Genomic DNA, 18,261 nt, shown 5'->3' on the forward strand with positions numbered 1-18,261 from the left:
CGCCATGTCACACCCAGCCCGTCGCGTACTGGTCTCCGGAGCGAGTATCGCGGGCCCGGCGCTCGCGTACTGGCTCGACCGGTACGGCTTCGAGGTGACCGTCGTCGAGAAGGCCGCAGCCGTGCGCGGGGGCGGCTACGCCATCGACATCCGGGGCACCGCCCGTGAGGTCGTGGAGCGCATGGGGCTGCTGACGCGCCTGCGCGCCGCCCATGTCGACAGCCGGCGGATCACCTTCGTCGACCCCGCCGGGCTGACCGTCGGCTCGCTGCGCCCGGAGCAGATGACCGGCGGCGAGGCCGGTCTCGACCTGGAGGTCCGGCGCGGCGATCTGGCCGACGCCCTCCAGGAGCCGCTGCGCGACCGCGTCGAGTTCCTCTTCGGGGACTCCATCGCCACGCTGGACGACGACGGGGACGCTGTCCATGTGGCGCTCGACAGCGGCACCCGCCGCGGTTTCGACCTCGTGATCGGCGCGGACGGGCTGCACTCGAACACGCGCCGGCTGGTCCTCGGACCCGAGGAGCCCTTCCACCGCTACCTCGGACACGTCTTCGCCGGTTTCACCCTCCCGAACGAGTTCGGCCTCGCCCGGGAGGGCGTCGTCTGGAACGACGCCGGTCGCGGCGCGGTCCTCTACGCGCACGACCCCGCCGATCGTGTCCACGGCTTCCTCACCTTCACCCGCGACATCCCGCCCTTCGAGGCCTTCCGCGATCCGCGGGCCCAGCGCGAGCTGGTCGCCGCGCGCTTTCCGGAGCGGGCCTGGCATGTGCCGCGGCTGGTGGAGGCGATGCGGGAGGCCGACGACCTCTTCTTCGACATCGTCAGCCAGATCCACCTGCCGGCCTGGTCACGTGGGCGCGTGGTCCTCGCGGGCGACGCCGCGCACGCCACCTCGTTCCTCTCCGGTCAGGGATCGAGCGTCGCCCTGGTCGGCGCGTACGTCCTGGCCGGTGAGCTGGCCGCGCGCTCCGACCACACCGCCGCCTTCGCGGCCTACGAACGCCGGATGCGCCCCTTCGCAGAGCGCAACCAGGCGCTGGCCACCAGTGGTGGCACCGTGGTGACACCGACGACACGGGAGCAACTGGAGGCCCGCGACGCCCTGTTGCGCGATCCGGAGTCCCTCGCGAAGGAGATGGCGACGGCGGGCGCCCAGGCGGGCCGGGCCGCGCACTCGGACCTCCTGCTGCCGGAGTACGCCGGGGCGCTGTGACCCCCCGGCGTACTCCGGCGGGCGGGCGGTCCGCCAGCTCCAAAAGAAGTGTTTGACAGTGTGCTGACCGGGGCCGGATACTCGTGCCATGTCCGCTGCCGGGAAACACGCGGGGCTCAGCGGTCTGCGCGCGCTGGCTCATCCGCTGCGCCTGCGCCTGCTGTCCCTGCTCACAGCGCATGCGATGAGCGCCAGTGAGGCCGCGCGCGAGCTGGGCGAGTCGCAGGCGAACGTCAGCTACCACATGCGTCATCTGCACGCCGCCGGCCTGCTGGAGATGGTCGAGGAGAGCTCGGTGCGCGGCGGCCGGGCCAAGCTGTACCGCCACAATCCGGCGAGTGGGGAGTCCGTCTCCGACGGATCCCCCGACGACTACGCGGGCCTGGCCGCCGCCCTCTCCGAGGAACTGCGACGCCGCAGCCGCGAGCGGGTCACCGGGTCGCCGGGCGCGTTCACCGACGCCGAGTTGTGGCTGCCCCCCGAGGCATGGGAGCGGGTACGGGAGCTCGCCGTGGAGCTGGGGGTGATCATGCACGCCGAGGCCCGGCCGCCGGACACACCGGGGACCGTACGTGCCAGCGCGACGCTCATGCTGTTCGAAATGGCCCGAGAGGGGACCTCAGAGTGACCGAGCAAGCAGAGAAGGCCTCCGTTCTGGCGTCCTTACGCCACCGGAACTTCCGCAACCTGGTGTTCGGCCGCACGATGACGCACTGCGCCAACTCCATGGCGCCCATCGCCCTGGCCTTCGCCGTCCTGGACCTGACCGGCTCCGCCGTCGATGTCGGGATCGTCGTCGGCTCGCGGTCGATCGCCAACGTCCTGCTCGTACTCTTCGGCGGCATCCTCGCCGACCGTGTGCCGCGTGCCCTCATCCTGCAGGGGTCCAGCCTGTCGGCCGCGACGGTACAGGCGGCGGTCGCCGTGGTGCTGCTCACCGAAGCGGCCTCGCTCGGGGTGCTCATCCTGCTGAGCGTGGTCAACGGCGCGGTGGCCGCCGTGTCGATGCCCGCCTCGGCCTCGCTGGTGCCGCAGACCGTGCCGGCCGGGGAACTGCGCGCCGCCAACGCCCTGAGCCGTATGGGTGTGAACGCCGGCATGATCGTCGGCGCCTCGGTCGGCGGCATGATCACGGCCGTCTTCAGCCCCGGCTGGGGCATGGCCGCCAACGCCGTCGTGTTCGCGGGCGCCGCTCTCGCTTACCACGGTGTGCGCGTGCCCCGGGCCAAGTCGGCCTCGGACGAGCCCTCCCAGCCGCTGCGCGAACTCCGGGAAGGATGGAAGGAGTTCACCGCACGCACCTGGGTATGGGTGGTGGTGCTCCAGTTCTTCGTGGTCAACGCCGTGACCGCGGGCGGCATCCAGGTGCTCGGCCCGACCATCGCCAACAGCACCTACGGGCGCACCGCCTGGGGGCTGGTGCTGGCCACACAGATGGCCGGCGCACTCATCGGCGGGTTCGTGGTGGGGCGCTCCCGCTCCCGTCACGCCCTGCGCATCGGCGTGGCCGTGGTGGCCCTCGACGCCCTGCCACTGATCGCGCTGGCCGAGGCGGCGCCCCTGGCGCTGCTGGTGGTGGCGATGTTCCTCAACGGCCTCGCCCTGGAGCAGTTCGGGGTCGCCTGGGACGTGTCGCTCCAGGAGAACGTCCCGCCCGACCGGCTGGCGCGGGTCTACTCGTACGACATGCTCGGCTCGATCCTCGCCCTGCCCGTCGGTGAGATGACGGCGGGCACCCTCTCCGAGCGCTTCGGGTCGCGTGCGACGCTTCTCGGCGGCGTGTGCCTGGTCCTTGCCGCCACCGTCGCGGCGCTGTGCAGCAAGGACGTCCGGTCACTGACCGTCAAGGGCGGGCTGGTGGAGGCCGAGGCACCGGGCGCGGCGGCCGTCGCACCCGGCACCGTCGCCGCTACCGAGCCGACCCGGGATCCGGCGGGCTGAGCACCGTGAGGCCCGGGAGTGTGAAGCGCGCACCGACCGGGCCGGACGGTTGCGTGCCGGCGCCGACCGCTGCGAGCCCCGGCTGTTCCGGCCGGCCGGTGCGGTGGGCGTGGTACGCCGCCACCACGCGCCGTACGAAAGGCCCGGCGCCCGCTCCGTACGCCTCGGGGCGCCGGGAGACCACCGTGAGCCGGTGCTCCTCGGGGCCGAGGACGAACAGCGCCGCCGACTCGTCCGGCAGCTCCCCGGTCAGCCGGGTCAGCGCCCCGGCGGTGGCGTTGCGGGCCCGCAGGAGCACCGAGGGGCCCATGCGCGCCCGCAGCGCGCTCAGCCACGCCCCCCGGTCCACCCGGCCCACCAGACACAGCGAGACCTCGGCGCGGCCGTCCGGCAGCGGTCGCCACTCCCAGGCGTCCGGCCGGACGTCGTGCTCCACCGGGAACGGCGCGGGCAGCCGGTCCGCGGTCGGGAGGCCGGGCAGCACGACGACCGCGCCGGGCAGCCGGCCTTCGGGCAGCCGCTCGGCGAGGTGGGCCGTCAGCGCGGCGGCCAGGGGCGCCGTCGGGTCGATGACCGCCGGTGTGGCGGCGTACTCCGTCAGGCGGTCGGGAACGGGCGGCACCGCCGGGGCGTAGCCACCGGACGGAACCGGGACCCCCTGCGCGTGAGCCGGTCCCTCCGCGCCCCGCCAGAACACCGCGTCGAGGGCGGTGGGGTCGACGGGCGACCAGGTGACGGTCACGGCGTAGCCGAGACGGGCGCCCAGTTCCCGCAGGTCATCAGGCTCGGGCACCGTGGCCGCCGGTGCGGTGCGCAGCAGCGCCTCAGCGGTGGCGACGTCGGCGCCCGCGTCGAGCGCGCGCAGTGCGGCGGCCTCGGCGGCGATCCTGGCGTTCGGGACCGACTCCAGACGCAGCGCCGCCCCCGGGCCCTGCTCGGTCAGCAGCTCCGCCACCTCCGCGAGCGTGTCCGTGCCCTCGCTCCAGCGCACCCGCGGGGCGGCGGAGAGGTCGGCCGTCGGGCGGGCGGTGCGCAGCACGACGTCGTACCGGTAGCGCGTCAGCTCGTTGTGCGCCCGCCCCTCCTTGATCTGGAGGTCGACCGCGGTGATACGCGGGAACACGGCGGGCAGCGCGGCGAAGAACCCTGGATCGAGGTGGAGCTCCTTGTCCTGCGCCAGGCCGTCGGCGAGCCCGCGCAGCAGCGTGGCCCGGTCCGACGCGCCGTCGTCGCGGCTGAGCCTGACCGCACAGTGGAAGCTTCGTTCGAGCGCGGCGGTACGCACATCACCGAGGAACAGGGAGCCGTCGGGCGCGGTGAGCGAGAGCGCCTTGCCGATGACGTCGAGCAGATGGTTGTCGTCGGGGAAGTACTGGAGGACGGAATTGAGGACGACGGTGTCGAAGTGGCCGGCCGGCAGCCCGTCGACGATGTGGGCGGGAGCGCACCGCAACCGTACCCGCCCGGCGAGGGAGGGGTGCTCGCGCAGCCGCTCGTCGAGCAGCGCGACCGCGCGCGCCGAGTAGTCCGTGGCCCAGTACTCGGCGCAGTGCGGGGCGAGTTCGGAGAGCAGCAGCCCGCTGCCCGCGCCGATCTCCAGCAGGCGGCGGGGGCGCAGGGCCCGGACGCGCGCGACCGTGGCGTCGCGCCACTGACGCATCTCCTCCACAGGGATCGGGCTGCCGTCGTAGGTGCTGAACCAGCCGCCGAAATGCTCCCCGAGCGGCAGCGGCTCCGGGTCCGCGTACATGGCTTCGAACACCTGATGCCAGTCGCTGAGCTGCTCCAGGCGCAGCTCCTGCCCGGTCCAGGCGCGGGGAACCACGTACGAGGCGCTGCCGTCACCGGTCGTCAGGGCCTCCTGTACGCAGGGGTGGTCGAGCAGCGCGGCGTCGATCTCCTGGGAGCGGGGCGTGGGTTCCATTCCGTGTCGTTCCGTCCTTCCGTCCTCTTTGGCCACCGCCACCGCCACCGCCACCTCCACCGCCACCGCCACCGCCACCGTCCGGCGGTACGGGGGCCTGCCGGGGCCGCAGGGTGGCACGCAGGCCGTACGGCGCGCGTACGGCCTGCGGTCTGCCGGGCGGGGCCGCAGCGCCCGGGGCGTCGATGTCGTAGTGGGCGAGCAGGGCCGTGATCCCGCAGACCATCTGGACCATGCCCAGTTGGGCTCCGGCGCAGATCCGGGGGCCACCGCCGAAGGGCCGGTAGGCGCGCGGCGCGTGCGCGGGGGCCTCCGCCAGCCAGCGGTCGGGGCGGAACGTTTCGGGCTCGCTCCACCAGCGTTCGTCGTGGTGGAGGAGGTAGAGGCTGAACGCCACCCGCTCGCCGGGCTCCAGCCGTACGCCGCCCACGGTGACCGGCCGCACCACATCCCGCTGGAGCAGCCAGGCGGGGGAGTGGAACCGCAGCACCTCCTTGAGGAACGCCACGCTCCGAGGAGCGGCGCGCAACGGGTCCCGGACGATCCCGGCGAAGCCGACCGAGGCGATCTCCTCGCGCAGGGCCGCGGCTTCCGCGGGGTGGAGCGCGAGCTCCCGTACCGCCCAGGCGAGAGCCGCGGCGGGGGAGGCCAGGGAGGCGACCAGCAGGGTGCGCATCATCGCGGGCAGCCGGCCGCCCATTTCGTCCCCTCGCGCGGCCAGCACCTGGAGGAAGTTCCGCGCTTCCGGGTCGTCGGGCGGCGCGCCGCCCGACGCGGCGGCGTCGATCAGCTCCGCCAGCTCCGCGCCGGTCCTGCGGATACGGCGGGCACGGGGCAGCGGGAACCAGGACGGCAGCAGCCCGGAGGCCGCCGCCCCCGCCAGCAGGGCGCGCAGATGGTCGGCCGCGGCGCGCTCCAGCCGCTCCCCGTACGGCCCGGCGCACAGATCGGCGACGGTGGCGCCGCAGATGTCGAAGAACGTGCCGACCACGTCGATCTCGGAGCCGGCATGGCGCGCGAAGTGCGCCCGGAAGGCCGCCGCGACGGCCTCGCCGGAGGCCCGCGCCGCCGACGCCCCGAGGAGATGGGTGCTGTCCGCGCGGGCGCTGAGCCACGCCTGCCCTCCGGTGACGCCTCCCTGACCGGCCTCCTCGCCGGCGCCCAGCGCGAAGGCACCGTCGGTGTCGGCGAAAATATCGTGTAGGTGGTCGGGGTGCTGGAACACGGTCAGGGTGTTGCTGAAACGGAATATGTCTCCATGCGATCGGAGCTGACCGCGGAGAAATTCGAGAGGGTCTTGTTCGAAGGCGGCCGCATTGCGGATCTGCTGGCGCCGGGTGAGTGGATCCAGCGGTCGACTCTTATCCATTTCCCTCCGCTTCCCGTCCGCTGCGCCGAGGGGCCCGGCAGTGCTGCGCCAGGCCCCTCGGCTTTCGTTTCGTGAGGTCAGAGCCAGACGATCGGGGTGTAGGCGACCCGGCGCATCCCCTTGTCGGTGCGGCCCATGACGTGGAGGATCGTCGCCTTCATACGAGCCATTTCAGCAACTCCTTCGGTGAGGGAAAACCGCCGATTGGCGATTCCAGGCAATCCTAACGATGCCGGACTTGACCGTCCATAAGGGGTGGATGGAAATCTCGGCCGTGTTATCCGGGGCTTTCGTTCTGCCGCTCGCTTTCCATTCCGGGCAGCGATGTCAGCCAGGCGCGCGTTTCCCGCGCGGCCGACCACACATGAGGCCGGCGCATGACGCTGTGATGGTCGCCAGGCACCTCCCGGACCGTCAGGCCCTCGCCGAGCACCGGCCGCCACGGCTCCCAGCGCTCCTCGGCCCGCTCGGCACGGCACGCCAGATAGAGCGCCGGCCCCGGATGCGGTGTGACACGGTGCCGGGCCAGCGCCGCCAGATGGGCCCGGAAGACCTCCACCCGCGCCCGCAGCCGGTCGGGCTCCGTCTCCTCGCCCAGCACGCCGCGCCGGCGCGCCCACCTCAGCAGCGCGGCCGCGTCGGGCCACTTCCCGTCGTGGACATGCTCGGTCAGCCCCGCCCCGGCGGCCAGATGGGCGCCGAACTCGGCGAGCGGGTCGGCGACATCGAACTCGGGTCCTGGCACGGTGGCGTCGATGAGCACCACCGGCGGTGGCACGCCGCCCGCCGCCCGGAGCCGGTACGCCATCTCCACCGCGACCACCCCGCCCATCGACCACCCCACCAGCGCCGCAGGCCGGTCGATGCCCTCCTGGCGCAGCGACGCCAGATAGTGGTCGGCCATCTCGGGTACGGACTCCAGCGGGCGCGGGCCGGGTACGGGATCGAGACCGGGAGCGACCACCCCGAGGACCGGGAAACCGGCGCCGAGGGCGGTGGCGAACTCGGCGTACCCCAGAAGGTCCCCGCCCACCGGCGGCAGACAGACCACGGGTGCCGGGCCGGAGCCCTCCCGCAGAACCGTCACCCGCGCCGCACCCGCCGGCCCCGGCGCCCCCCGCGCGCCGGGCGTCGCCAGCAGCCCGGCGTACAACTCCACGGTCGGCGCCTCGAACAAGGAGGCCGGGGCCAGCCGCGCACCGGCCTCCCGGTTCAGCCGGCCGACCGCGCGCAGCGCCGTCAGGGAGTTGCCGCCCAGCACGAAGAAATCGTCCGCCAGCCGCAGCCCGTCGCGCCCGAGCACCTCGCCCCAGACATCGGCGACCAGCCGCTCTTGCGCGGTGCGCGGCGGCGGCGAGTCCGGGCGGCCGGCCGGCGCACCGGGGTCGGGCAGCGCCCGCCGGTCGGTCTTCCCACTGGCGGTCAGCGGGAGTGCGGGCAGGACCACATACTGCGACGGCACCAGGTGTGCCGGGAGCCGCGAACGCAGCCCACTGGCCAGCGCACGGGGGGCGAGCGTGTCGGGACCGGCCACATACGCCACGAGCCGGGCCGTCGGGCCCTTCCCGTGCGCGGTGACGGCCGCGCCGCGCACCCCGGGCGAGCGCAGCAGGGCGTGTTCGATCTCGCCGGGCTCGATCCTCAGACCGTGCAGCTTGATCTGGTGGTCCGCACGCCCCAGATGCTCCAACTCCCCGTCCGGGCGCAGCCGTACGAGGTCCCCGGTGCGGTACATCCGGGCGCCGGGGACCGAGGTGAACGGGTCGGGCACGAAATGCGCGGCGGTGAGCGAGGGCCGGTCGAGATACCCGCGCGCCAGACCCGCGCCGCCGAGATACAGCTCGCCCACCGCGCCCTCCGGCAGCGGACCGCCGCGCTCGTCGAGCACATAGGCGCGGCAGCCGTCCACCGGCCTGCCGATCGCGGGCCGGGCCGTCCCCGGCTCCACCTCGCTCCAGGTGGAGTAGACGGTGTCCTCGCTCGGCCCGTAGAGGTTGACCACGCGCCGCACCGGCCCACGCGCGTGCACCGCCTTCGCGAGCGAGGCGGGCAGCGGCTCACCGGCGAGGTTCACCGTGCGAACCGAGCCGGGCAGGGAGTGCTCCAGCAGATGGTCCTGAAGGAGGCTGGGGACCGTATTGACGAGGGTGACCGGCGGAGCGCCGGCCGGCGGCGCGGACAACCCGCCCAGGCCGTCGGAGAGGACCACGGTGCCGCCCGCCGCCAGCGGCACGAACAACTCGAAGACGGAGATGTCGAACGAGAGCGGCGTGGCGGCCAGCACGCCCGCCAACTCCTGTGCCGTGTACGTCCGCAGGGCCCACTCGACCATCGCGACAACGCTACGGTGCTCGACCGCCACGCCCTTGGGGCGGCCGGTGGAACCCGAGGTGTAGAGCACATAGGCGAGGTCCGACGGGCCGACCGCACGCTCCTGGGCCACCGCCGCGTCCTCACCGCTCCCGTCGATCCGCACGGCGCGCACCCCGGCCGCCCGGAAGGCGTCCTGCCCCGTATCAGGACCGGTGATCACGAGGCGCACCCCGCAGTCCGCCAGGACCCAGGTCAGGCGCTCGGCGGGCAGCGCGGTGTCGAGCGGTACGTAGGCCGCCCCGGCCAGCAGGACACCCAGGACGGCGACGGGCAGCCGCGCGGTCCGCTCCAGATGGATGCCCACCCGGTCGCCCGGGCCGATCCCGAGCGCCACGAGCCGGTCGCGGAACGCGCGGGCCCGCTCGTGCAGCCGCCCGTACGTCAGCCGCTCCGCGCCGGCGACCAGGGCCAGGGCGTCCGGGGTGCGTTCCGCCTGCCGCGCCACCAGATCGCACACGGTGCCCCCGGGCGGTCCCGCCGGAGCCGCGCCCCGCAGGGCGGCGGGCCGGCCGGCCGTCCCCAGCCCGGACAGACCGAGCGCGGTGCCGTGGTCGGCGACCGCGGTGAGGACGGCGACGACATGGTCCAGCATGCGCCGCGCCGTCGCCTCCTCGTAGCGTTCCTCGGCGAGGCTCAGCCGCAGGCCCAGACCGCCGTCCAGCCGCTCGCTCACCCACAGGTCCACATCGAAGCGGGATCCGCCGCCGGGCGGTGTGATCTCCTCACCCGGCACCCCACCCAGTACCACCGGATGCTCCGTGAAGCCCTCCACGGAGAGGAACGCCTGGAAGAGCGGATTGTGTCCGGGCACCCGCCGCGCGCCCGTCGCGTCCACCAGGACGTCGAAGGGCACGTCCTGGTGGGCGTACGCGTCCAGCGCGGTGCGCCGCGTGCGCGCCAGCAGCCCGGCGAAGGTCTCCGCCCCCGCTCGCACACCGCGCAGCACGACGGTGTTCACGAACAGCCCGACCGTTCCCTCGCTCTCCTGACGGTGGCGGCCGGACACGGGCGACCCGACCAGCACGTCCTCCTGCCCCGTGAACCGGTGCAGCGTCAGGCAGTAGGCGGCCAGCAGCACCATGAAGGGCGTGGCGCCCTCGGCGTGCCCCCGCTCCCGCAGCCGCGCGGCGGTCCGCGCCGGCAGCTCCGCGGCGGCTCCGACGGCCCCGTCCGCCGCGCCAGGAACGCCCGCCGCGCCCGGAGCGTCCGAGACGTCGGCGGGCAGCGCGAGGAGTTCGGGCGCACCCGCCAACTGCCGCCGCCAGTAGGCGATCTGCCGCGCCGCCTCCGGGCCCTCCAGCCACGCACGCTGCCAGGCGGCGTGCTGCGCGTAACGGTACGGGGGCGTCGGCAGCACAGCCCGCCGCCCGGCCGCCTCGGCGTCGTGGAGCGCGGCCAGATCGGTGAAGAGGATCTCCAGCGACCAGCCGTCGGCAATGCTGTGATGCAGCGTCAGCACCAGGACCGTGGCCTCCCGCGTGAGCAGGATCTCGGCGCGCACCAGCGGCCCCCCGTCGAGAAGGAAGGGGGCGTCGGCCGCCGCCGCGACGCGCCGCCGCACCTCCTCGGCCGCCTCCCGCGGCGACGCCGCCCGGCGTAGATCGGTCACGGGGCACCGCAGCGGTTCTCCCGAGGGCAACTGGACCGGCACCCCGTCGATCTCGGTGTACCGCATCCGCAGCATCTCGTGCCGCTCGACCAGCGCGAGCAGCGCCCGGCGCAGCGCGGCACTGTCCACCGGCCCGTCGAAGCGGTACGCCAGCGGAATGGAGTAGACGGGCCTGCCGGGCGTCAACTGCCCCATGAACCACATGCGCCGCTGCGCCGCGGTCAGCAGAACCTCGTCACCGAGCCGCTCGTCGCCACGGACCCTGGCGAGGAACGCGCTCCGGCGCTCCGGCGGGAGGAGCGAGAGGCGCTCGAAGGGGCCGTCGGCGGACGGGCGGGCGCCCTCCGCCGACAGCGGCCGCCCGGTGTCCGTCACTGTTCGCCGACGAGCACGTGCCGGGTGTCCTTGCTCCACGCGGGCCAGCAGCGGCCCAGATCCCTGCTGACGCTGATGCGCTTCAGCCAGCGGTCCTTGCCGTCGTACCGGGCGGCGAACGGCTTGCGGCCGTGCACGGCGCTGCGGTTGTCGACCAGCAGCATGTCGCCCGGCGCCAGCGCCACCTGGCGCAAGGACGCCTCCACGGTGTCGTAGAACCGCCGCAGTACCCCGGCCAGCCGGCCGTCCTCCGGGGGCTCCAGGAAGTACGGGTCCACGCACGCGTACGGGCGCTCGCGCGGCCCGAAGAGCACCGGGCGGCGCTCCGTCCGGTCACCCGTCACACCGTGCGAGTGGTCGGGGAGCTGGCGGAACCTCGGCTCGAAGAGGACGTCGAAGGCCGGGTCGCCCAGGTCCCAGTCGGCCGCGCAGCTCACCGTCGTGGCGGCGGCCGTGGGGTTGCGCAGGCAGAGCAGGCCGACGTAGTCGGGCCGGAACGGATGGAAGGCGTCCTCCGTGTGCCACCAGATCGGCTCCTGGCTGGCGAAGTTGATCTGGGTGTTCTCGTACTCCCGCATCGGCAGTACGTCGTGCACCACCGCGCCGTCCTGCTGGCTCCGCCAGCCGAAGACCTCGCCGAGCAGGGAGCCGATCAGCACCGCCTGGATCTCCTGGCGCCGGGTGCGATCGCGGGCCGGTCCGTCCCCCCACGACGGGGGCGTGGTGCCGACGGCCTCGTCGTCCACCGCGAGGCCATGGACGAGGGCGTACGCCGCCGGGCCGTCCTGCCGCAGTTCCCCCAGGGCCCGGCGGAGCCGGAGCGGCAACTCGTGGGCGATCACCGGGGCCTCGCGGCAGAGGTCGTACGGCGCCGACGCGGGCACCTCGCGGGCCAGCCGGGACGTGATGTCCTCCAGCACCTGGCGCTCGGCGTTCGTCAGGGTCAGCTCGATGCCGGCCCCCGGCGCGCTCACGCCGTCCCGCTCGGGCAGGTCCGCGGTCTCAGCCATGGTTTCCTCCGCTCGCCAGGGCACCGCGTGCCGACTTCGGGCGCATGTCGGTCCAGTGCTCTTCGATGTATGCGAGGCAGGCGGCCCTGTCCCCCGCCTCGCCCACGGTCCGCCAGCCGTCGGGAACGGGACGGCCGTCCGCCCAGACCGAGTACTGGTCCTCGTCGTTGACCACCACGAACCAGGCGTGCTCCACGCCCTCGTCGGTGTCGGTGTTCTCCATGGAGCCGTTCCTCCTCAGTCGCGCCGTTCCGCGCCGGGATCACCGGCGGGGCCCAGCAGTTCGTCGAGCAGCATGTCCAGCCGTGCGAGACCCGCGCCGTCGTCCGCGGCGCCCGTCGGGCCGGCCTCGTCCCGCGCGCTCCCCTCTCCGGCCTCGGCCCGTGCCACGAGCCCGGCGAGGCCCGCGACCGTGGGGTCGCCGAAGAAGCCTGTGAAAGGCACGGTGACCGAGAACTCCTCCCGGATGTTCGTCAACAGCCGTGCCACCAGCAGGGAACTGCCGCCCAGCCGGAAGAAGTCCTCGTCCCGCCCCACCGTGTCCGTGCCGAGGACGGCCGCGAACCGGTGGGCGACGCGCCGTTCCCGCTCGCCGCGCGGCTCGACGCGCTCCCCGTCGCTCCGCCGGGCGGAGCCGAACCGCGGCTCCGGCAGCCTGCGCTGGTCGACCTTGCCGTTGACCGTCAGGGGGAACTTCTCCAGCAGGACGTACGCGGCGGGCACCATGTACGCGGGCAGCCTGCCCCGCAGGTACTCCCGCAGTTCCTCCTCGTCCGGGTCCGCCCCCGGCGACGGGGTCGCGTACGCCACGAGGCGCCGGTCGGCGGAGCGCTCGCCCCACACCCGGACGAAGGCGGTGGCCACCTCCGGGTGTTCCTCCAGCACCGTCCGCACCTCGCCGAGCTCCACCCGGTAGCCGCGGATCTTCACCTGGTCGTCGGCGCGGCCGAGGAATTCGAGGGTGCCGTCGGGCCGGTACCGCGCCTGGTCGCCGGTCCGGTACAGGCGGGCGCCCGGCACGCCGGAGAACGGGTCGGGCACGAAGGAGGCGGCGGTGGCGGCGGCCATACCGAGGTAACCATGGGCCAGGCCGGCGCCGCCGACGCACAGCTCCCCGGTGACACCGACGGGCACCGGACGCCCCCAGGCGTCCAGCAGATACACCCGGGACGCGGTGACGGGCCGTCCGATCGGCGCCCAGGCGGGCCAGTCGGCCGGATCGCCCGCGAGGGTGTGGGCGGTGGTGACATGGGTCTCCGAGGGGCCGTACTCGTTGTGCAGCCGCCCGTTCGGCAGAGCGGTGAACAGATGGCGCAGGTCGTCCGTGACGACGAGCTGTTCCGACCCGGAGATCACCGTCCGCAGGGTCTCCGGGAGCCCACCGCCCGCCCGGTGTCCCTCGGCCATCTGCTGGAGCGCCGCCGCGGGGATGAAGAGCCGCTCCACGCGGAGCGCGGTGAGCAGCTCCGCCAGAGCGTGGACATCGCGCCGCTGGTCCTCCGAGATGAGGACGAGCGTCCCGCCGCCCGCGAAGGTGGAGAAGATCTCCTGAAAGGAGACGTCGAAGCTCAGCGAGGCGAACTGGAGGGTCCGCTGCCCCGGCGGCACCGGGGCGTAGCGTTCGAGCTGCCAGCCCACGAGGTTGCCGACCGCCCGGTGCGGCATGCAGATGCCCTTGGGACGGCCGGTGGAGCCGGAGGTGTACGTCACGTACGCCACCGCGTCCGCCGGAATCCGGGGCACGGGGCCGCCGGGGACGGCGGGTGCCCGCCCGCCGGCCCCGGTGACGTCCAGGAGGCGCGCCGCGGTCGGCGGCAGCGCGGCGCGGGTGTGCGCGTCGACGAGCACCACGGGGGCGGCCGTGTCCTCCAGGATCATGGCGAGACGTTCCGCCGGATGATCGAGATCGAGGGGCACGTACGCGGCGCCCGCCTTCAGCACCCCCAGGACCGCGGCGATCATGGCGGGGGAGCGGCGTACCGCCACGGCCACGAAGTCGCCCGGCCGCACCGACGCCTCGCGCAGAGCGTGGGCCACCGCCTGGGCGAGCCCGTCGAGTTCGCCGTACGTCATCTGCCGGCCGTCCTGCTCCAGCGCCGTACGGCCGGGCTCGGCCGCCGCCCGGCGCTCGAACCACTGGTGCGCGAGCGGCGCGGGGGAGGGCGCGGTCCCGGTGTCGTTCCAGACGCGCAGGACGAGGTCGCGTTCGGCGGCATCGAGCAGGTCGTGATCGGCGAGCGGGGCGTCGGGGGAAGCGGCGAGGGCGTCGGCGAGACGGCCCAGTCGGCCTGCCATCCGCTCCATCGCGTCCCGGTCGAACATCGACGGGTCGTACTCGAGGGTCAGCCGGGTGGTGTCCCCGCCACCGGCGGCGAACAGCGCCAGGTCGAACTTGGCGTCGCCGCCCCCGGCCGGGATCTCGCGGCACGCGGCGCCGTCCAGCTCCAGGGGATCCACGCCCTCGCCCTCGGCGGCGAACCACACCTGGAACAGCGGGTGACGCACGTCCTGCCGGGGCGGGTCCACGGCCTCGACGACCGCGTCGTAGGGGGCGGCGCCATGGGCGTGGGCCTCCGCGAGGGCGTCGGAGGTGTGGGCCAGCATCCGCCGGAAGGAGGCGCGGGCCGGTACCGCGAGCCGCAGTGCGAACGTGTTGAGGAAGAATCCGACCATCCGGTGGGTCTCGGGCCGGTCGCGCAGCGTGGCAGGCGTCCCGACCACCATGTCCCCCTCCCCGGTGACCCGGTGCAGCAGGGCGGCCCACACCGTGAGCAGCACGGTGAACGGGGAACAGCCCTCCGCGCGGCCGAGGTCCAGCAGCGCGCCGAGCGCGGCGGGGCGGGCGGGGACGCGGACCCGGGCCGCCGGGTCGTCCCCGGGCGGACCGGAGACAGGCAGGTCCATACGCCGGGGCGCGTCCCGCAACCGCTCGGCCCAGTACCTCACCTGGGGCTCCGTCACATCCTGCCGCTCGTGCTCCCGCTCCGCCCAGTCCAGGTACGAAGGGCCCGGGGCGGCGTCCGCCCCGTCACCGTGGAGAGCGGACCGGTAGAGCGCGGCCAGATCGCTCTGGAGGATCCCCAGGGACCAGTCGTCGACGAGGATGTGGTGCAGCACCACGCCGAGCGTCCAGCGGCGTCGTGGGTGGCGGTAGAGCGTCAGCCGCACCGGAGGCGCCTGCGCCAGGTCGAACGGTGTGCCGGCCCGCTCCGCCAGCGCCGTGGCGAGAGCGGCCTCGTCGTCGTGGCCCGCGGCCGCGGCGCCGAGCTCCACGATCTCCACCTCGGGCGGGGCATCGAGCACGACCTGCTCCAGCGCGTCTCCCGTGGTGCGGAAGACGGTCCGCAGCGCCGCGTGGAGCAGGCACAGCCGCTCCAGGGCGCGCACGAGGGCCGGCTCGTCCAGGTCGCCCTCGATCCGCCAGGCCGACGCGACGTTGTACGCGGCGCTGTCCGGCCGCATCGTCTGCGCCAGCCACATCCGCCGCTGCCCCCGGGAGAGGGGGCCACGGCCGCGGTCACCGCGCGGCGCCGGTCCGTCCCCGCCCGGCCGGGCGAGGCCCCGCTCGGCGAGCAGCGCGGCGATCCGCTCCTCACGACTGTCCACACTCATGGCGGCGTCCTCTCCCTTCGCGCGGGAATCCGGCGTCGAGCGCGTCGTCACCGACGGTGACCACCGGTTCCCGGGTGCGGCTCGCGAGGAACTCGGGGCGCGGGTCGGGCACATCGCACAGCGGGTTCTCCACGCTGTTGTAACTGATCAGCACCATGGTCCTGTTGTCCGGGGACATGTTGGGCCCGGAGCCGTGGAGGATGTTGCTGTGGAACAGCAGCACGGACCCCGCCGGGGCCTTGGGCGCCACGATTCCCCGCTGTTCGGCGGCGGACGCCAGCGCCTCCACGCGCAGGGAGTACTTCAGCTTCGACGTGAGGGTCCGGGTCCAGTCCGCGTCGTGCGTGTCGACGGCGCACAGCCCGTCCTTGTGCGACCCGGGAACGAACATCAAAGGACCGTTGAACTCGTCCACGTCGTCCATCAGCACCGCCACGCTGAGCGCCCGGTCGGTCGGCATTCCGTCCTCGTCACGCCAGAACCGGTAATCCTGGTGCCATTCCCACACATCACCCACGAGAGCGAGTTTCGCGTTGATTTTGAACTGGAACACATGGACGTCACTGCCCAGCAACTGACGCGCGGGCTCGACCAGCCGGGGAAGCCGCACCAGCGTACGGAACACGGAGTTGGTCTCGTGCACACCGTGCACCCCGCGCACGACGCCGCTGCCCTCCTCCAGGACCCGCCGGGGCGAGTCCTCGTCGAAAACGACGGGGAGTTCTCCGCGCAGCATGTCGAGTTCCGCGTGGTTCACGTACCGGGGCAGCAGAAGATATCCGTCCTCCTCGTACTGCTCGATCTGTTCCTCGGTCAGCACCGGAAAGCCTGCCTCTCTGCTCGGAGGTCGCTCGTGCCTTCGCAGGATTTCAACGCGGGTGACGGGCTGTTGAGTCGCGGAAAAACGGGACTTGACACCGCCGATGAATTCGGGAGCATGACGAAATGGCCTCCGGGCGCCGGCGGAAACCGTGTCTCACTCCCGCTCGTCCGGCGCGACGGCGAAGTAGACGCGGCTCACCGCGATTCCCAGGTCGTGCACCGCGAAGGGCAGCAGACAGTACAACTGCGGTACGGCGTCCGGTTCGATCTCGACGGTGAATTCCGCCCGCGCGGGCTGCCCCGCCGTCACCTCCACGCGCCGCAGCGCCGGCCGTACCCGTACCCGGATGGTCGGCGACGGCACGATGCCCAGGTTCACCGTCCCCGCGCGCCGCCCCACGGCCTCCACCCGCACCGTGACGCTCGTCCCGGGCGCACCGCCGAGCGGGGTGTCGACGCGCAGCAGCGGTGCCCCGACGAGCGCGTTGTACACGTCTCCGCACCGCGCGCAGACCCCGCGCACCGTGTCCGTCACCTGGGGCACCGCCCCCCGGTGCAGATAGCCGTCCAGCGGGCTGCCGCACGCGCACGCCGCGTCGAGGGCGGTCCGCTCCTGTGCCACGCTCCGTTCGCCGAAGTACGTCGAGAAGTCGAACACCGGGTCGTCGCGGTGCTTGGCGAACCGCTGTGCCAGCGCCAGGTCGAGCGAGGTCACCTCCTTCGCGACCGCCGTGAGCGCCGCCCGCCGCTCCGGGGCGGAACCGGTGACCGTACGCACCGTGTCGCGGAGCACGGTGTCCGCGAGGGGGCGCAGCCGAGGACGCAGCGGGTAGTCCTGTGCCGTCAGCCCGCTGTCGAGCAGACCCGCCAGCCGTCCCCCCACCTCGCGCAGGTACGAACCCGCGGCCTCGCGGCCCCGGCCGTCGTCGCCGCCGTCGACGACCGGCTCGTGGGCGGCGGGTGCCTGGAGCCCCACCTGGACGAAGGCGGGGTAGGGGTTGATGTCGGCGAGCCGGTCGTTGAGGGCCCGCGCCGCACTGCCCCCGCGGTCGGCGCCCAGCCAGGCAAGGACCTCAGGGCGCTGCGCGTCGCACGCGAAGAGGGTGGCCACGACGGTCTGGGCCGCCCCGTCCACGGCGGCCAGCATGCTCAGGTATTTCGGGTCGTACGCCCCGTGGCCGGCGAGCGGACCGCTGAAGCAGTTGGCGAGGACGAGTTCGGCCGCCCGCACCGCCCGCGCCGGCAGCAGTTTGTCCTCCGGCTTGACGCATCCGAGCCCGAAGGCGCACTTCGGTCCCTGCCGCCCCGGCGCCCGGTCCCCGGCTGGGCTCAGGCCGCACACCGTGAACTGGCCCAGGTGCAACTGGTCCTCGGTGCCGTTGCCGTGGAAGAGCAGACGGCGCCACGCCCGGTTCAGGGCGAGGCCCTGGATGTCGCGGTGGCGCATGTCGTCGGCGCCGAACCACTCCACGCCGGGCACCGGGGACGCCGAGTCCAGCGCGGAGAACATCCCGACCGGCCCCCGGGCGTCCGGCGCGGCGTACTGCTTGGCGATCATCCAGCTCACACTGTGCACATCACGTCCCGTGAGCAGGAACAGGTCCCGCGACGAGCGGTGCGCGGCCTCGACAAGCGGCCGCAGTCTCTCGGCGGTCAGCTCCGGGTACGCGCCGACGACCAGCACCGAGCCGGACCCGGGCAGGTCGTCCACCTCGGTCACCCAGGTCCGGGCGAGGGGCCGGGCGGCGCGCAGGACGGGCTCGGGGAGGGCGTCGCCCAGGACGACACCGGTGGCGCACGGCCGGACCGTGCCGCGGCCTGGGTAGACGTCCTCGGCGAGCGCCACGCCGTCCAACAGGTCGTCCCGCGCCCCGGTCCACACCGGCACGGGGGACGTGGCGGAGTCCACGCACCGCGCCACCGCGGCCCGGTACTCGTCCAGCGACTTGCAGGGCAGGAAGACCGCCTCGGCAGAACTCATGGGATGCCTCGATTCCTGGAGGGCCT

11 protein-coding genes are annotated in these 18,261 nt (G+C 73.8%); 3 read left to right on the forward strand and 8 right to left on the reverse strand.

Annotated features, from left to right (window positions below):
- Window positions 1-4 precede the first annotated feature (4 nt).
- From ACIQ7D_RS04990 to ACIQ7D_RS05000, 3 genes are all read left to right on the forward strand, one after another.
- Window positions 5-1,219 (forward strand): FAD-dependent monooxygenase, encoded by a 1,215-nt coding sequence (locus ACIQ7D_RS04990; protein ID WP_403933597.1) that lies wholly within the window; start codon window positions 5-7, stop codon window positions 1,217-1,219.
- A gap of 88 nt (window positions 1,220-1,307) precedes the next feature.
- Complete coding sequence (locus ACIQ7D_RS04995; protein WP_403933599.1) at window positions 1,308-1,847, forward strand: helix-turn-helix domain-containing protein; 540 nt, start codon at window positions 1,308-1,310, stop codon at window positions 1,845-1,847.
- On the forward strand, window positions 1,844-3,160 hold the full coding sequence (locus ACIQ7D_RS05000; RefSeq protein WP_403933601.1) for an MFS transporter: 1,317 nt from the start codon (window positions 1,844-1,846) through the stop codon (window positions 3,158-3,160). The genes ACIQ7D_RS04995 and ACIQ7D_RS05000 overlap by 4 nt, the downstream gene beginning before the upstream one ends.
- Here ACIQ7D_RS05000 and ACIQ7D_RS05005 read toward each other — a convergent pair.
- The 8 genes from ACIQ7D_RS05005 to ACIQ7D_RS05040 all read right to left on the reverse strand — a co-directional run bounded on the left by ACIQ7D_RS05005 (window position 3,129) and on the right by ACIQ7D_RS05040 (window position 18,235).
- Window positions 3,129-5,084: a class I SAM-dependent methyltransferase gene (locus ACIQ7D_RS05005; protein ID WP_403933603.1), complete on the reverse strand. Its 1,956-nt coding sequence runs from the start codon at window positions 5,082-5,084 to the stop codon at window positions 3,129-3,131. The two genes, ACIQ7D_RS05000 and ACIQ7D_RS05005, sit on opposite strands and share 32 nt — an antisense overlap.
- Window positions 5,002-6,309 (reverse strand): cytochrome P450, encoded by a 1,308-nt coding sequence (locus tag ACIQ7D_RS05010; RefSeq protein ID WP_403933605.1) that lies wholly within the window; start codon window positions 6,307-6,309, stop codon window positions 5,002-5,004. The genes ACIQ7D_RS05005 and ACIQ7D_RS05010 overlap by 83 nt, the downstream gene beginning before the upstream one ends.
- A gap of 421 nt (window positions 6,310-6,730) precedes the next feature.
- Complete coding sequence (locus ACIQ7D_RS05015) at window positions 6,731-10,810, reverse strand: amino acid adenylation domain-containing protein (RefSeq protein ID WP_403933607.1); 4,080 nt, start codon at window positions 10,808-10,810, stop codon at window positions 6,731-6,733.
- Window positions 10,807-11,820: a guanitoxin biosynthesis L-enduracididine beta-hydroxylase GntD gene (gene gntD, locus ACIQ7D_RS05020; protein ID WP_403933609.1), complete on the reverse strand. Its 1,014-nt coding sequence runs from the start codon at window positions 11,818-11,820 to the stop codon at window positions 10,807-10,809. Before gntD ends, ACIQ7D_RS05015 begins: the two co-directional genes overlap by 4 nt.
- Window positions 11,813-12,043: an MbtH family protein gene (locus ACIQ7D_RS05025; protein ID WP_403933611.1), complete on the reverse strand. Its 231-nt coding sequence runs from the start codon at window positions 12,041-12,043 to the stop codon at window positions 11,813-11,815. The genes gntD and ACIQ7D_RS05025 overlap by 8 nt, the downstream gene beginning before the upstream one ends.
- A 14-nt stretch (window positions 12,044-12,057) precedes the next feature.
- Window positions 12,058-15,432, reverse strand: a complete 3,375-nt coding sequence (locus tag ACIQ7D_RS05030) for an amino acid adenylation domain-containing protein (RefSeq protein WP_403933613.1) — start codon at window positions 15,430-15,432, stop codon at window positions 12,058-12,060.
- On the reverse strand, window positions 15,413-16,252 hold the full coding sequence (locus tag ACIQ7D_RS05035; protein ID WP_403933615.1) for a phytanoyl-CoA dioxygenase family protein: 840 nt from the start codon (window positions 16,250-16,252) through the stop codon (window positions 15,413-15,415). The genes ACIQ7D_RS05030 and ACIQ7D_RS05035 overlap by 20 nt, the downstream gene beginning before the upstream one ends.
- A gap of 156 nt (window positions 16,253-16,408) precedes the next feature.
- Entirely contained in the window at window positions 16,409-18,235 is a 1,827-nt protein-coding gene (locus tag ACIQ7D_RS05040) for a hypothetical protein (RefSeq protein ID WP_403933617.1), read from the reverse strand.
- Window positions 18,236-18,261: the final 26 nt, after the last annotated feature.

It is taken from the genome of Streptomyces sp. NPDC096310, assembly GCF_044763125.1.
In the GTDB taxonomy this organism is placed as follows: Bacteria; Actinomycetota; Actinomycetes; order Streptomycetales; family Streptomycetaceae; genus Streptomyces.